General features: G+C 44.6%; 18 protein-coding genes. 7 read left to right on the top strand and 11 right to left on the bottom strand.

All coding sequences use genetic code 11. The features are described 5' to 3' along the window. The first annotated feature begins 58 nt into the window (after nucleotides 1-58). A complete protein-coding gene (locus tag E0D71_RS12085; protein WP_133003558.1) occupies nucleotides 59-1684 on the top strand; it encodes an alpha-glucosidase in 1626 nt (541 codons plus the stop codon). Between the two features lie 92 nt (nucleotides 1685-1776). Here E0D71_RS12085 and E0D71_RS12080 read toward each other — a convergent pair whose 3' ends face one another. Further along, nucleotides 1777-2844, bottom strand: coding sequence for an AI-2E family transporter (locus E0D71_RS12080; RefSeq protein WP_133003557.1), 1068 nt, complete (start codon nucleotides 2842-2844; stop codon nucleotides 1777-1779). A gap of 10 nt (nucleotides 2845-2854) precedes the next feature. Then, the gene (locus E0D71_RS12075; protein ID WP_133003556.1) at nucleotides 2855-3100 is read right to left on the bottom strand and encodes a sulfurtransferase TusA family protein; all 246 of its coding nucleotides are present in this window, start codon (nucleotides 3098-3100) and stop codon (nucleotides 2855-2857) included. A 33-nt stretch (nucleotides 3101-3133) separates the two neighbouring features. On the opposite strand from E0D71_RS12075, the gene E0D71_RS12070 reads away from it, so the two are divergent. Next, nucleotides 3134-4549: a M48 family metalloprotease gene (locus E0D71_RS12070; protein WP_133003555.1), complete on the top strand. Its 1416-nt coding sequence runs from the start codon at nucleotides 3134-3136 to the stop codon at nucleotides 4547-4549. 9 nt (nucleotides 4550-4558) lie between these two features. Here E0D71_RS12070 and E0D71_RS12065 read toward each other — a convergent pair whose 3' ends face one another. The 3 genes from E0D71_RS12065 to E0D71_RS12055 form a co-directional block, all read right to left on the bottom strand. Further along, nucleotides 4559-4879 (bottom strand): hypothetical protein, encoded by a 321-nt coding sequence (locus E0D71_RS12065; protein ID WP_133003554.1) that lies wholly within the window; start codon nucleotides 4877-4879, stop codon nucleotides 4559-4561. A 51-nt stretch (nucleotides 4880-4930) separates the two neighbouring features. Further along, nucleotides 4931-5212 (bottom strand): hypothetical protein, encoded by a 282-nt coding sequence (locus E0D71_RS12060; RefSeq protein WP_133003553.1) that lies wholly within the window; start codon nucleotides 5210-5212, stop codon nucleotides 4931-4933. 462 nt (nucleotides 5213-5674) lie between these two features. After that, a complete protein-coding gene (locus E0D71_RS12055; RefSeq protein WP_133003552.1) occupies nucleotides 5675-5923 on the bottom strand; it encodes a hypothetical protein in 249 nt (82 codons plus the stop codon). Between the two features lie 694 nt (nucleotides 5924-6617). Here E0D71_RS12055 and E0D71_RS12050 point away from each other — a divergent pair. Beyond that, complete coding sequence (locus E0D71_RS12050) at nucleotides 6618-7865, top strand: site-specific integrase (RefSeq protein WP_133003551.1); 1248 nt, start codon at nucleotides 6618-6620, stop codon at nucleotides 7863-7865. A 25-nt stretch (nucleotides 7866-7890) separates the two neighbouring features. Here the strand turns inward: E0D71_RS12050 and E0D71_RS12045 are convergent, their stop codons facing one another. From E0D71_RS12045 to moaC, 3 genes are read right to left on the bottom strand one after another with little or no spacing between them, the layout of a single operon-like run. Then, nucleotides 7891-8337, bottom strand: a complete 447-nt coding sequence (locus E0D71_RS12045; RefSeq protein WP_133003550.1) for a molybdenum cofactor biosynthesis protein MoaE — start codon at nucleotides 8335-8337, stop codon at nucleotides 7891-7893. A 1-nt stretch (nucleotide 8338) separates the two neighbouring features. Then, on the bottom strand, nucleotides 8339-8593 hold the full coding sequence (locus tag E0D71_RS12040) for a MoaD/ThiS family protein (RefSeq protein WP_133003549.1): 255 nt from the start codon (nucleotides 8591-8593) through the stop codon (nucleotides 8339-8341). Then, the gene (gene moaC, locus E0D71_RS12035) at nucleotides 8586-9068 is read right to left on the bottom strand and encodes a cyclic pyranopterin monophosphate synthase MoaC (RefSeq protein WP_133003548.1); all 483 of its coding nucleotides are present in this window, start codon (nucleotides 9066-9068) and stop codon (nucleotides 8586-8588) included. The genes E0D71_RS12040 and moaC overlap by 8 nt, the downstream gene beginning before the upstream one ends. A gap of 162 nt (nucleotides 9069-9230) precedes the next feature. Here moaC and E0D71_RS12030 point away from each other — a divergent pair, with 162 nt between their 5' ends. From E0D71_RS12030 to E0D71_RS12015, 4 genes are all read left to right on the top strand, one after another. Further along, the gene (locus E0D71_RS12030; protein ID WP_133003547.1) at nucleotides 9231-11669 is read left to right on the top strand and encodes an EAL domain-containing protein; all 2439 of its coding nucleotides are present in this window, start codon (nucleotides 9231-9233) and stop codon (nucleotides 11667-11669) included. Nucleotides 11670-11755: 86 nt separating this feature from the next. Continuing rightward, nucleotides 11756-13066, top strand: a complete 1311-nt coding sequence (locus E0D71_RS12025; protein ID WP_133003546.1) for a J domain-containing protein — start codon at nucleotides 11756-11758, stop codon at nucleotides 13064-13066. A 6-nt stretch (nucleotides 13067-13072) separates the two neighbouring features. Beyond that, the gene (gene trmJ / locus E0D71_RS12020) at nucleotides 13073-13843 is read left to right on the top strand and encodes a tRNA (cytosine(32)/uridine(32)-2'-O)-methyltransferase TrmJ (protein ID WP_133003545.1); all 771 of its coding nucleotides are present in this window, start codon (nucleotides 13073-13075) and stop codon (nucleotides 13841-13843) included. Nucleotides 13844-14023: 180 nt separating this feature from the next. Then, complete coding sequence (locus E0D71_RS12015; protein WP_133003544.1) at nucleotides 14024-14284, top strand: hypothetical protein; 261 nt, start codon at nucleotides 14024-14026, stop codon at nucleotides 14282-14284. A 115-nt stretch (nucleotides 14285-14399) separates the two neighbouring features. Here E0D71_RS12015 and umuD read toward each other — a convergent pair whose 3' ends face one another. The 3 genes from umuD to E0D71_RS17410 all read right to left on the bottom strand — a co-directional run bounded on the left by umuD (nucleotide 14400) and on the right by E0D71_RS17410 (nucleotide 15686). Continuing rightward, nucleotides 14400-14849 (bottom strand): translesion error-prone DNA polymerase V autoproteolytic subunit, encoded by a 450-nt coding sequence (gene umuD, locus E0D71_RS12010; protein ID WP_133003543.1) that lies wholly within the window; start codon nucleotides 14847-14849, stop codon nucleotides 14400-14402. Nucleotides 14850-15006: 157 nt separating this feature from the next. After that, nucleotides 15007-15423 (bottom strand): hypothetical protein, encoded by a 417-nt coding sequence (locus E0D71_RS12005; RefSeq protein WP_133003542.1) that lies wholly within the window; start codon nucleotides 15421-15423, stop codon nucleotides 15007-15009. Nucleotides 15424-15527: 104 nt separating this feature from the next. After that, nucleotides 15528-15686, bottom strand: coding sequence for a hypothetical protein (locus tag E0D71_RS17410; RefSeq protein WP_165942992.1), 159 nt, complete (start codon nucleotides 15684-15686; stop codon nucleotides 15528-15530). Between the last annotated feature and the right edge of the window lie 57 nt (nucleotides 15687-15743).

Here is a 15743-nt window from a genome sequence, read left to right as displayed (position 1 = left end):
TCAAAGTAAGAATGTACCATCATATTATTTAGCTAGCTTTACTTTAAATGAGGTCAATATGAAAAACAATTTGGATTGGTGGCGCGGCGCCGTCATTTATCAAGTGTATCCTCGTAGTTTTTATGATGCCAATAATGATGGCATTGGGGATTTGCCTGGGGTTACCGAAAAAATGGGCTACATCGCCTCTCTGGGAGTCGACGCTATTTGGCTGTCGCCCTTCTTCACCTCTCCAATGAAAGACTTTGGCTACGACGTTTCGAATTATTGCGATGTTGATCCTATTTTTGGCACCCTCGCGGATTTTGACTCTCTTATTGGTGCCGCTCATCAACACGGTTTGAAAGTCATTATCGACCAAGTCCTTAATCATACGTCTGACAAACACCCTTGGTTTGAAGAGTCCCGTCAAAGCCACGATAACGACAAATCAGATTGGTATATTTGGGCAGACGCCAAACCAGATGGCACAGTGCCTAACAACTGGTTATCTGTCTTTGGGGGGCCGGCTTGGCAGTGGGACAGTCGCCGTAAGCAATACTATTTGCACAACTTCTTAGACAGTCAGCCCGATCTCAACTTCCACAACCCAGACGTTGTTAGCACGTTATTAGATACCGTCGATTTTTGGCTACAGCGTGGCGTCGATGGCTTCCGTCTTGATACCTCAAACTACTTTTTCCATGATGTTGAGCTTAAAGACAACCCAGCAAAAGAACACGTTGTAGAAGGCGGCATTGGTGTTCGCCTCGACAACCCCTACGCCTATCAACAACACCTGTATGATAAGTCACAACCTGAAAACATTGCCTTTTTGCAACAACTGCGCGCCCTATTGGACAAATACCCCAATACCACGACCGTAGGCGAAGTGGGTTGTGATTTCTCGTTAGAAACCATGGCGCAATACACCCAAGGCAATGACAAGCTTCATATGTGTTATTCCTTTGACCTATTGACTCACGACGCCTCAATGCGTCACATCCGACACACCATGGAAAGCATAGAAGCTGGCCTTGGCGATGGCTGGCCATGCTGGTCAATCGGCAATCACGACGTAGAGCGCGTTGCCACTCGCTGGGGCGGAGATCACAGTTGCGCCAACAAAAGCAAAGCTTTTATGGTGATGCTGCTGTCATTGCGCGGCAGTATTTGCTTGTATCAAGGTGAAGAACTTGGGTTGCCCGAAGCCGAGCTAGAATACGACCAACTGGTTGACCCTTATGGCATTAACTTTTGGCCAGAATTCAAGGGGCGAGACGGCTGTCGAACCCCAATGCCTTGGGAAAACACACAAGATGGTGGCTTTTCTCAATCCACACAGACTTGGCTGCCCATCGACTCTCGTCACTTGCCATTGGCCGTCGCTGAGCAAGAAGGCGACCGCTCTTCGGTGCTGCATGCTTACCGAGACTTTTTGCACTTACGGCACGCCCATCCTGAGTTGATTCATGGCGACATCGCCTTTTTGTATGATGATGAAACCACCCTCGCCTTCACCCGCACCTATCAAGACGACTCGCTTTATATTGCGATCAATACCTCAGAGCAAACCAAAATCCTTGTCCCTGAACTCACGCTTAGCCCACTTGTTTTGGCGGAAGCACTGCCTGCAGGTTACCTAAAAAATCAACAGGTCATTTTGCCACCTTTCAGTGTATTGCTAGCACGCGTTATAAAATAAGTCTCAATAGAAGACCCAAAAAAAGGCCCTAATCTGTGTGATTAGGGCCTTTTCTTATTACTCGCCGTATTTTCTTGAATGGCAATATTGATCTATTCAAGGGTCGGCAAACGATCCTGTCGTGGCCATGCATTAATAATGGCTTTCACCAATGTGGCCAAAGGAATGGCAAAAAATATTCCCCAAAAACCCCAGATGCCGCCAAAAAATAACACGGCAACGATAATCGCCACAGGGTGCAAATTTACCGCTTCAGAGAATAACAAAGGAACCAACACATTACCGTCTAGCCCCTGAACCACCAAATACGCCACTACAAGGTAAATGAAATCACTGCCAGTGCCGTATTGATAAAACGCCACCAATACCACAGGGATAGTCACTGCGGCGGCACCAATATAGGGAATCAGCACAGATAAGCCTACCAATAGCGCTAACAACTCCGCATATCGCAAGCCCATTACCGCAAACACAATATAAGAAACAATGCCGACAACCAGCATCTCAATGACTTTACCACGGATATAATTGGCAATCTGCTCATTCATTTCATGGGCAATATTACGCATCATCATGCGTTCTTGCGGCAACCAGGACGTCAGATACGCCAAAATGCTTTTTTGATCCTTCAGTAAGAAAAACATCACTAAAGGCACCAACACCAAATAAATCATCAAAGAAAAGATCGAGGGTATGCTGGCAATGGAATAAGAAACCAGCCATTGACCAAGGTTCGTAAACTCGGTCGCCAGGGTATTCACCACTTCGTCTACCGCGCTTTGACTTACCAATTCAGAGTGGCCTTGGGCGAAATGCTCAATCCCTCCTTGAATCCCGGTAATCATTCGAGGCAAGTCATTAATGAAACGCACCGCTTGCTGCCAAATAATAGGCACCATGATGCCGATAAAGGCCGCGCAACACGCTAAAAAGGTGAGAAAAACAAACAACACAGACGTGGTGTGACCTATGCCTATTTTTTGCAGACGGTCCACCAAGCCTTGCAGTAGAAACGCAAGCACAACCGCAATCAACACAGGCGCTAAGATCCCACCCCAAAAAGCCAAGACAACCAAAGTGCCAGCAAGCAGCAATAAAAACACCACCACTTCTTCATTTGACAAATAACGTTTTATTAAGGTGTCGACTATTTTAAACATAGAGTCCGTCTTATTTTTTTTGAACAATAAAGGTAAATACGCCGTTTTTCTCTTCTTGATTGAGCAGAGTATGCCCAACAATCGTAAAATAATGCGGAATATCTTTTAGTGACCCAGCGTCTTCGGTCATGACACATAAACAGTCACCTGATGCCATTTTATTCAATGCCATTTTGGTCTTTAGCAACGGCATTGGGCAACGATCTTCTCTTGCATCTAATATTACGTCATACTCGTAACAACTCTTGACAACCATTCGCATCTCCACGATGAGTATATGTGCCATATTATGAGACTATTTTCTAACGTTACAACTAAGTTCAGTATCTTGTTTGTTGTTTTTTCTATTACTTTTTCAAATCCAGCCTACTCAGTCTTACCAGACTTAACGGCCACCAAAGATGAACGTTCATTAGCCAACCCAAGTTACGTGGTTGGACAGCATTGGTTTAGGAAACTAAACGGCAGCGCTTCTGTTATCAATTTCCCCCCTGCCTATGATTATTTAAAAGAGGCATTATCTCATATCCTGCCCCAAACCAGCCTATACAATAAAATGGTTGAAATGACATTACTCAACAGCACGCAAACCAACGCATTCGTCATTCCAGGGAACCATTTATTCATTTATTCAGACATCATGGAAATGATTACGAATGAAGACATGCTCTATGGCTTGCTGGCTCACGAGGTGGCTCACTTAGATTTAAATCATTACGAAAGACAAACGCAGCACTCTAGCGAAGAATTCAATAAAAACTTACTACTGATTGGTGCAGGCTTTGCGGCCGCACTGGCGGGTGCTGACCCCGATGCCAGCGCGGCACTCTGGATCGGCGGTATGGCCAACCAAGCGGATGGTCTCCTCACCTACAGTCGTGCCCAAGAGCAGGAAGCAGATCGCCATGGACGACAGTATTTAGTGGAAGCAGGTTTGAACCCTCAAGGCATGAATGAACTCTTTAACGGATTAGCAAAAGCGTCTATCGGGCGACCAGAGTTAGAGTTTCTCTCAAGCCATCCTTTGCCACAGACTCGAATGGCCGATTCTTTATCAATGGAGTCCCCTAAAAGCATTCTTGAAAACACTCATGATGATGACTTTAATTACTTTCGAGCCACACTACTAACCTATCGAGCCACCCTAGCAGACGACCCTTATCAGTATTTGGCTCACTCTGTTCCTGATGCTGGCTCAGACATCGCTAACTTTGCTTTTGCGTTATTGAATTACTTGGATCAATCCCCTAAAAAAGCGCTGACGTATTTAACAAAGCTAAGCACGCACAATCGCTTCACCCAATATTTATTAGTCAGTGCGCTAAAGGCAGACAACCAGGATGACAAGGCGCTAGCACTAACACGCGCACAACTTAATTTAGCGCCGAAAGATATTTTGTTCTCAACCCTGTATGCCGAACTGACGCACAGCAAACCACAAGAGAGAAAAACGCCTTATTTGTATCAACGTAAGCTGATGTGGCAAGCCTATATGAATTATTACCAAGGCATTAACAACATACCAATGGCGCTCAATTACAAGGCGCAATTTGAATTTAGCCAAGGGAAAGACAAACAAGCAGAGCGATTATTAAAACGCGCAGAAAAGGATATCTCGTTACAAGACAAAGAGATACTGAAAAACACTCAAGAATATTTTGATCGAATTAAAGAGGTGGAAAAAAACGCGGACATTAATGATTGATAACGAAGATCACTCAATACAAGCGATATGAGGTGCGTTCATTACCTCTCTAAGTTTTTTTTGGAAATGTACGATTTTGGCTTGTAGCACAGCATGCTCTTCCATTTTTGACGTCAATGCACCAGGTTGAACCGTTGATTCAACATGAACACCCAACTGCTTTAATTGCATAACAAGCTGTTTAAGCTGCGCACGATCCTGAATAAGGCGATCATTATATTGCGCGCTGTTTGATGCATATAAATTAGTACTCAACACTAATGCTAGCATTGGTAATAATAGTTTTTTCATCTGCATTAAAAGCCCCATAATATATGCCGTGAATGACATCAGGAAAGAACCTACATCTCGCTCTTTCCTGACCCCTTACTCTAAACGCTATTATTCAGAACGCTGAGTTTTCAACGCATCTAGTTGATGCTGTAGGCTTCTCACTTGTTTATTCAAGTCAGCGGCTTTCTCAGTAGGAGAAATCGCAGCGTTAGTATCTGCATTCATTTCGACAGCAACGCCTTCACTGCTTAGCTGAGACTCAAGAGAGTTGATTTGCGCTTGTGCTTTAGTGATGTTGCCATAAGTACTATCACCTGGTGCTGCGACAGCAACAGAAGCAATGGAAGCGGCAGCAAGAACAGTCAGTGCGCTTTTCGTAAAAGTGTTCATATATATCTCCTTTGATACATTCTATTAAGTGATTAATATTCACTGTGTTTCGATGTGGTAAATAATATCATCAAATAAAAAAATAAATAGAGACGAAAGAACGGTGTCACTTTACATTCAACTATTCAAACTAATCTGAAATTTCTATAGAAATGAGCACTTTTTGATCTAGCTTCTTACAATATAAAAAAGTGCACACGAAAAGTAAGAAAACAATAAACAATGCAATCTCTTGCATCATTTATGACACATTTTGAAAGGAGGGTATTTTTACAAAAAATCAAAGGCACATTTAAATTCGCAAGATTTATAAAAACCGCATCAGCAGAATAAATAATAAATCTAAAACAAGTTAAACATTCAGAGCGATGTGAAATAGAGGGGAAGCGAACATAAAAAAAGGCTCAATCCTTTTCAAGATCAAACCTTTTTAAAATAAACACTTTTTTCTAAACGGCGGTATTAGTTCAGCTGGTTCTGAACAAATTGAATGTTGCCATTCATATGCAAAGGCATATCGTCTCTTAAAGTAAAAGCAGCATTGGTGTCTACGCTGACTTCAATGTTGGAAATTTTTGCTTCTAAAGAGCCAATGTCTGCTTGTGCACGGTGGACACTGCCGTAACCTACATCACCAGTGGATGCCAAAGCGGCTGACGCCATTGCTGAGGCCGCCAAAAAAGCGAATGCGCTTTTAGTAAAAGTAGTCACTTGTCTCTCCTTCGATATTCTTCAATGCGGCATATCTGAATGCCTAATTTCTATAAGCGAGATAATACCATCACCAAAAGAAATAAATAGGTCGCGACAGTGGGTTTCTTTTTACATTCAACTATTCACATTAACGTGCAAGATTGTGCAAAATAAGATCAGCAAAGACCGCCGCAGACACACACAAAAAGAAAAAGCAGATGGACCATTTGATAAATGGTGCGCTCTTGCCGCCCATTGAGAATCTATTGAAGCCAACTCACTCTTTCGTACCCATAAAAGAAACGCGCGCGCAAGACAGAAACGCAACATTCATGACCATTTCCCTAGAAATACCGATCTGGGCACATTATTAGGCACATAAGAACGCCTTAACACTGACAAAAATGCCCCTTAAGTACAGGCAGGAAAAAAAGAAAACGAGATCATCTTTTTTAAAAACTTCATCCTTATTTGTCATCGTTATTGCACAATATAAAAAATAAAACACACCCGCTAAAAACCCCCTCTCCTTTTTAGACTTTCTACACAAACCCTGCTTAATAAAACAGCGGTCTGTGCAAGCATCGCCATCAGCCAGCCCATCTATAAAGTAATTGTTGGAAATAGTATAGGAATCAAAAAGAGAGTCATTTATGATGGTAAGAAGAACTTTTTTGCTACGCTTACGACAACTTTCATATAAAGTAAAATCATGACGCCAGCTGCTTTAATAGACAATTTAGAACACCTTCCCAACCCATTCACACAGTTCGATAGCATTGCGGCTGAGATGACAGCTGGGACACCGCTACTTAAAAACCCCGACTTTAAGCGAGACTTACAACTCGCCCTTTGCTTTATCTACAGCTACAACGGCTCACAGGCGACGTTTAACGCTTACCGTAGAGAAGTAGAACGCCTTTTACTCTGGTCATGGTACGTTCAATCTTCACCGACTACGCATTTGCGTCGCGATCAAATAGAAGAATTTATTCATTTTTGTATCTCCCCTCCTGAAGAGTGGATTGGCACCAAAAACGTCGCTCGCTTTAAATTACACATGGGAACACGAGTGCCAAACAAGCAATGGAGACCCTTTGTTAGCCACATCAGCAAGCTTGAGTTTAAGAATGGCGAAGTACCGGTAACAAAACAGCACTCCCTCTCTCAGGCGGCGATACGAGCAACCTTTTCCATTTTATCCTCGTACTATGGCTTTCTTATGCAAGAAGAAGCCGTACAACAAAACCCAGTGGCCTTGATCCGCCAGAAAAGTAAATTCGTCAAAAAAGAAGTGACACGCCGTCAAGTGCGCCGCATTTCGAATTTGCAGTGGGACTATGTGATTGAAACCGCGGAATTGCTCGCAGAAGAAGACCCCAACATGCATGAACGCACCCTGTTCATTATGAACGCGCTCTTGGGCATGTATCTGCGAATTTCTGAGTTGGTGGCCGATGAACGCTCAGCGCCCATCATGGGAGACTTCACCAAGGACACAGACGGTCATTGGTGGTTTAAAGTCCTTTCTAAAGGCAACAAAGAAAGGCTCATTGCCGTCTCCGACGACATGTTAACGGCACTGGTTCGTTACCGTCGTTTTCGAGATTTGCCTGACATGCCGACGATTGCCGAAAACACCCCTCTGATCCCTAAAAACCGCGGACAAGGCCCAATGACCAGCTCACGGCAAGTCAGAAACATTGTTCAGTTCTGCTTCGATCAAGCCTATGAAAGAATGTGTGAAGATGGCATGCGCACAGACGCCGATGACCTTCGCGTTGCAACGGTTCACTGGTTGCGTCACACAGGCATCTCAGAAGATGTAAAAACACGACCGAAGGAACACGTTCGAGAAGATGCGGGGCACGCCAGCATGGCGACAACCGACCGCTACATAGACACAGAGTATCGAGAAAGACACGCCAGTGGCCGCAAGAAAACATTGCGACCACACTAGGCTAATCAGTGAGTGTCCGCCTAGATCATGACCAACGATCTAGGCTTGCACTGTCCTTTTCATTGGCTTCAACCCACTGAGCATGATCACCTTGGGTTTCTTTCTTCCAGAAAGCGGCACGACTCTTTAAATAATCCATAATAAAGTCACACGCTTGAAAGGCTTCAGCACGATGGGATGAACTCACCCCAACAAACACAATTTGATCATTCACCGACAAGCGTCCAACACGATGCACCACGCGAACCTCTTGCAATGCCCAGCGTGACTTAGCGTCATCCACTATGCTTTGCAAATTGTGTTCTGTCATGCCTGGATAATGCTCTAGCTCAAAGGCACAGTCCTCAGGAGCAAGATCTGAAAACTCCCTCACCAAACCCACAAACATGGCGACAGCGCCGGTTTTATTTGCCACCAGGAGTGCTTGATACAGTTCAGCGACGTTAAAATCTTCTTCTTGAACAGAAATCATTTTATCCTCCCGTAACAGGTGGGAAAAAAGCCACTTCTTTTGCGGTGTTTGAAATCATGTCAGTATCACGAGCAAATTCATAATCGACAGACGACTGAATACCGGCAGCCAGCAGCGCGTCGCCATTTTCAAGTTCAGACGCTAACATTTGCTTAAGCGCCTTTACTGACATAGGAAAGTCACCAACCACCTGATACTGACCGATTGCCAACGACTCTTTTAGAGACGCAAAAAAGACCACGGTCAGCTTAGTCATTACTTTTGCTCCAGTCGCCACTTTTACCACCGTGCTTTTCAAGCAAGCAGATTTCTTTCACTACGATGCCTTTGTCGACCGCTTTACACATGTCGTACAGGGTCAATGCTGTTACACTGGCGCCTGTTAAGGCTTCCATCTCAACGCCGGTTTTGCCACTCAGTGCGCAAGTACACAAGATCTGAATGTCGGTGTCATTCAAAATAGCGATGTCTACACTGACTTTGCTCAACATCAAAGGGTGACACAAAGGAATCAAATCCGAGGTTTTTTTCGCAGCCTGAATACCTGCAATGCGCGCCGTAGCGATCACATCGCCTTTGGGCAACCCCCCCTCCACAATTTTAGTCAGGGTTTCTGGTTTCATGGTGACAATAGCTTGCGCTGTTGCTGTACGTTTAGTGATGTTTTTCTCAGACACATCAACCATATGGGCATTGCCCTGTTGATCTAAATGAGTAAGTGTGTCGTTCATAATTTGTCCAATTTTTAAAGCAAATAGCGATATATCTACTATGGTTTAAGAAACAGGATTGGAATGCAAGAAGATTCATTTCTCGAAATAGAATAATCGGTAAAGGGTTTTGCGATAAGAACCACGTATTTCACAGCATAAGGATCTTTGGGACCCAATTGGATGAAGTTTTTTCTCTTTTTATTTGCGTTGCTTTTTGGCTCGTACGCACAAGCCTATGATGTAGACAAAGTGGTTTTGTCTTCCCTGCCCACTTATGTGCAGAAAGACAAGGATTCACTGCCCTTTATTTTTAGCAAAGCCCCCTTTGATAAAGCCAATTACAAGGCGTCGCAACGCTTTTCTGACCATGTCATATGGCACAAAATACACTTCCCTACCCCCAATAAAGCCGTCACGGTTGACCTTCAAATGAACAATTATTTGATCGATGACCTAGACTTCTATTTTCTTCAGAATGGCAAACAAACCCAACATTGGCGTCGCGGTGCGAACCAAACCTGGCAAAATCAAGTCGCCTATTACAACGGCATATGGATACAACTCACCCTGCAACCCGAACAAGACAACACCTTGTATATTCGCAAGCAAAGCCGTGGCCCACTTTTAACACCATTGCAGCTCCATCAAAACGCAGACACTGCCATCACGAAACTATCAACGACGTTATTTTGGACCATCGCCCTTACCAGCGTATTGGTTTTGCTTGCGTTTAACTTCATCATCTTTTTGCAGTTTCGTTATGCGGCGTTTGGCTATTATCTGGCTTTTCACTGCTTTATTTTATTGTCGCTGGCGATGATGATGGGCGCGAGTCGTTGGTTTTTCCCTGAATTCGTACATCACTGGTTAATAGAGAGCAAGGTCACACTGTTTGTGCTCGCCGCTTGGAGCTTGTATCGTTTTACGATTGGCTTCTTGCCTACTTCGAGGGTGAAGACGCCTACCCGTAGGCGTTATTGGGTCGACTGCATCTTTTTCGCCTACCTGCTTATAAGCGTGTTTTTTTCAGAAAAAATATCCGCCATTTTGTTCATTATCATGCAGATTTCAATGATCATTTTCTGCCTGCAATATGGTCTAAAATCTTACCGAGAAGGCTTCATTGCGGCGCGCTTTTACCTTTTCGCTATCATAATGGTCAGCATTGGCAGCTCCATCAACTCCATGATGTACTGGAATATCGTCCCCTTTAATGACATCACCAAGGCCGCGCTCCCATTTTGCAACTTCCTGGAGTTACTTGGTTTTGCTATCGCTTTTACCGATAAGGCCAAACAAATAGAGCTCAACACCACACTAAAGATTCAAACGGATGGCAGCACAGGCCTGCCCAATCGCTACTATTATTTTGAAGTGCTGCAAGCCAAACTCGCGTCGATGAGTCACCCCGACATCGCCCTCGTCATGATAGAAATCACCAGCCACTCGCAACTCAGCCAAGCTTACGGCCCCAATCAGGCCGAACAAGCCACATCAACCTTGATACAAAATTTGGATAACAGCCTAGCCGAGATGGACTCTGTGCTGTCTTTGTCACTGCCAAATAACACCACAAGAAAGCTGGTTCGCATCTCCACCAACAAGGTGGCGTTTATCTGCGTATCCAAGCAGGAGCTGGGCTATCAGGTTGAGTCCGTTCAACGTTTTTTAGACACCCCTATTTTAATCGGTCATCTGGATTTTCATTACCAATACAACATCGGCAGCGCACTTTATCCATCGCAAAGCAACACACTTGACTCCCTGTATCAAAACGCACTCATCGCCTGCAATCACAGTCGAGTGGACATAGGCACCTGGCAACCTTTTAACCAAACACTTAAGCAAAATTACGCCCATCAATTGCACCTACTCACACTCTTAACTCAGGATCTAAAAAATGGCTGCCTGTATTTTGAAATCCAACCTCAAGTAAACTTAGCCACACGGGAGATCACTGGAGGAGAAGTCCTTTTACGATGGAACAACAAACAACTAGGCCAAGTCTCCCCTGGTGAATTTATTCCCTTAGCGGAACAAGCTGGACTAATTTGTAAACTGACGGATTTTGTAATTTTTAAAGTGTTTAAATGGGCTGCCCAGCACCCAAAATTGCTTGAGAATAGAACGCTCTCTTTAAACATCTCTGCACTGGACATGCTCTATGAAGGCTTTGCCGCCCGCGTGATTTCCTTACAGCAATACTATCAACTGCCTGCGTCACAACTGGTCATTGAAATCACCGAAACCAGTATTTTTGAAAACAGTCAGGTGATGTTTGACAACGTCAATCGCTTTCATAAAGCCGGATTCAAACTCTCCATCGACGATTTTGGCGTGGGTTACAGCTCCATGCAAAACCTCATCGCTTTGCAGACTAACGAACTGAAAGTGGATCGTTTTTTTGTCGCCCAAAGTTTGACCGACAAAAGCAGCGCCATTCTTTGCCGAAATATGATTCAGCTCAGCTCAGAAATGGGCATTATCAGCGTCGCCGAAGGCATCGAAAGCGAAGAAGTTGCCTTACAGCTTGAGCAATGGCATTGCTTAATTGGGCAAGGTTATCACCTTTATAGACCGATGCCGTGTGAGGATTACCTTTCCTTATTAGGGTCCTAAATTGCCGCTTTGTCGAAACTTACAAATCATGCATAATGCTAAGCGGCCGCCTCTTTTTTGCCTAAACGCTTATTTTCTAGGATAGCATGAGCCTTATAGACGATTATCGACTGTTAGAGATCCCTACCAATGCCAGCGCTCATGAAGCTAAAACCGCTTTTCGTCGCTTGGCAAGACTCTATCATCCTGACAAAAATCCAGGTGTTGATACCACTGAGCTCTTTCAACGACTTCAGGCCGCTTACCAAAATGTACTAGATGCCATCAAACAAGGCACATCAGAAACCCACTGGAAACCTTACGAATTCACTCAAGCGACTCAGACCGCTGACCCTCGCTATCGTAATTACTCATCCACATCAGACAAAGAACAAGCCGCTTTTATCAAAGAGCGACAGCGGGCTTACGAAGAAATGAAGCGCAATAGCGCCCAGCAAGAAAAAACGCGCAATGACGCCATCAAGTCCGCAAGAAATACCTTTAATGAAAAACGTGTAAAAGCCATATACGAAGAAGCCTTCAAAGCTTCCAAGGGCTTTACCTCTCAAGGTTACAAAACATCCGATACTGAAGAACCTCCTCGTTTCACTGAGTTTGATATTCCACCTTATCAAACCTTTGTCGATGAACCAGACGCTCCCAAAGAACACCGAGCCGGCACTCCGATTCGTCTGTACGCTGCCAAAGCCGCGTTTCGAACAGCAACTTATTTAGCGTGTTTTGCCGCTGGCATATACGCCACCTTATATTGGCAAGATTCGCATACAAAAGCCGTTGAACCGCACGCTAGCAGTTATATTTCAGGTCTGTATCCACAATATCGAATTGGCACCAACTACACGCTAGTGACCACCAAACTGTTTGCAGAGCCCGACACCCACACCCAACAATTGATGAGTCTTCCTGCGCTCACCGATATACAAAGCATTAAAGCACAAGGCGATTGGCTTACCGTTCGATATCAAGGTGTTAATGGGTGGGTACAAGCCAAAGACATCGGTTTTGGCAGCGCTCAAAATGCGCTCGAAACCGGCTGTGTTGGCCAACCTGGTCTGGCGCCAAGACACGGCCAGTTAATTGGGAACGCAGACGGCCAAAGTCGACTGCGCATTCTCAACCACCTTCAACAAGCCAGCGTGCTCAGCTTTCAGTCTTATGACGGCTTAGCCCCTTTCGCTATTTACCTAAAAGCAGGTCAAGCCTACGCCGCTAACTTCATCCCTAGAGGTCGCTATCGATTGGTGTTAGAGACCGGTTCCCTGTATCATCAGGGCTGTAACCAATTCCTATTCAACGACACCAACCAAGTCGTCTTGAACGATGTAGAGTTTGCCAGCACAGAGCAATCGCTCACGCTAAAAACCAGACGCCAAGACGATCAAACACTGAGTAATTAATTGCCCATGCTGAGTAACATTCGAATTGTTTTAATCAACACGTTTCACCCTGGAAATGTGGGCGCCATTGCCCGTGCCATGAAAAATATGGGACTCACCAATTTGTATTTGGTAGACCCAAACGACTACCCTTCAGAGGAAGCCACCAGCCGTGCCGCCGGTGCTGTCGATTTGTTGGAAAACGCCACTATTGTGAGCACACTAGAAGAAGCCATCAGCGATTGCAGTCTCGTGATTGGCACCAGCGCACGTCATCGCACCTTTCAGTTGCCAATAATGAACGCTCGTGAATGCGCTCAAACGGTCATTCCTGAATCAAAAGAACACGATGTAGCCATTGTTTTTGGCAGAGAAACCACAGGGCTATTAAACGAAGAAATTGCGCAATGCCATCGTCAAGTTTACATCGATGCCAATGATGAATACCCAGTACTTAACATCTCTCAAGCGGTTCAAATCGTGGCATATGAAATCTGGATGGCCAATCAAGACCAGACTACGTATGACAAGACAGTGGCAGAATACCCACGTAAAAAAGACATGGATTTATTCTACGAACACCTAGAAGATACTCTCTATGGGATCAACTTCATTGTTCGCAACCACCCAGGCAAAGTACTTGATAAACTCCATAGATTCTTCAACCGCTCTCGCCCTGAAAAACAAGAGCTGGGCATCTTACGCGGCGTACTGGCGGCGGTTCAGCGTGAAGCTGGGCTAACAGATGCCAACAATCACCCTGAGAAAAAAGCCAAAAAAACACCCGAGCAAGAGTAGTTCTCGTTAGAAACACTACACTCGCTTTAAACAAAAAAACACAACCTAGGTTGTGTTTTTTATTGCCCTACAAACCTTAGTGACACTAAGTAAAGTCCTCGTAAACTCGCGCAAAACACGGCTCAAAATGACTATAATCGCCCCACATTTGGCACATTCACAGCAAGGAGCAATAGACTGATGAAGACCTTAACCATCGCTACTCTAATCACAGCGAGCGCATTAACTGGCTGCGTTTCTATGAACAACACACTCACAACTGAACAAACACTGCAAAATAAAGCCAGCGCGGCAATTCATGCCAACCCTGACAACATTGTGATCAGCAATAAAAAAGCCGACGGTGAACGAGTACAATTTACCGCGTCCGTGTTAGATAAAACGTATCAATGCCATTACACAGCGACACTGTTAAGCCAAACCGAGACGGTATGCCAGTAAGCGAGTTTTACTTTGCTGTAGTACGAGAGAATATCATTAAGGTAAGAAGCAACACTGAGAAACAGCATTGGATAATCAGCGCCTTTATGGATGACAAGGCGCTTTTTTGAGTCTTTTATTCGGCTCGCGCTAATTGACGGATAACACTAATAACCACCCCAAAAATCTCCACATTAGGCTCTGTTGTTACTGGCATCGCCGCATAGGCTTTATTTTTAGGGCGAAGCACGACATCAGGCTTTAATTCCAATATTTTCACCGTCATTTCGCCATCAATGTACGTTATCACAACATCGCCGTGACGAGCATTGAGCGACTTATCCGCTACCAATACATCGCCCGCATAAATGCCCGCCTCAACCATGGAATCACCATGCGCTCTGACAAAAAAGGTCGCGGCTGGGTGCTGGATAGAAAGCGTATTCAAATCAAACGCCGGTTGCTTCGCATCCTGATCAGAGGAAGGCAGCACAGTAGACTCTGACGCTTCATAAAGAGGGATTTGAACGCTGTTGGCAGCAATAAAAGAAGCCGATTTGGCAACGCCGAGATAGGAAACTCGCATAAAAACATTCCTGACTGTATATGTATACAGTATAGAGCGGAAGCCCATTATCACCTAACAAAATATAGCGATAAATAGAGGAAATAATCGTATTAGATAATTAAAATAATTATTTTATTTAATATTTAAAATAACACTGGCAAGCTTAACCAGATGTCTACGGAGCCAAGTAAATGGCGGTGGCACTTAGCTTTACCCGACTAAAAGCGCTTGGCGACAAAGTAAATGAAGCACCCTCAGTAAAAGCCGTGCCTGTGCTGATGCGATTGTAAGCCGCATTAAACTCTTTGGTATCCGCCACTATCACGCCATTCGCCCCCAACTTAGCCGCTTTGGCGACCAACACAGCTATGGTATTTTTCAAACGAGCCTGCTGATCAAACCCTTCTTGCACTCTTACCTTTATTTGCGCAATTGCTTCATAGGCAACACTGGGCGGCTGCATCAAAACCTGAACCTCAGACACCGCAACTGGCGTACGCGCTTTACCAAGCATTCGCTCTGAGTCAGCAGCGCAACCCGATAACAAGAGCGCCACCAAACAACACATCAACGCCTTAATAGGATAACTCATGCCGACACCCCAGCATTTGAAATAACCGACTTGATTGATGCCTTAGCAAGCTCGAATTTTATCGCACTCATAAACGCAAAAAGAGGCCGCCTTATCATCACAGGTCATTTAACGGAACAGCTGCTTTCATTTAAGCGCTTGAGTTTGTCTTGCAACTGCTCTATCTGCTCAGCAATCTCGTGCTGTAGGTCTTCAGGTATCTCTGAAATATCCTGAAGAGAAATACACTCGAGATCCGTGAGTAGTTGTCTAAATTGCTCCATATACTCCTCCATGAACGTATTGTCATAAATCATTCTAATCAGCTTCATTTCTAGAAA

The organism is Marinomonas sp. KMM3893 (genome assembly GCF_004352855.1).
Lineage (GTDB): Bacteria > Pseudomonadota > Gammaproteobacteria > Pseudomonadales > Marinomonadaceae > Marinomonas > Marinomonas arenicola.
This window is presented reverse-complemented; position numbering and strand designations above follow the sequence as displayed.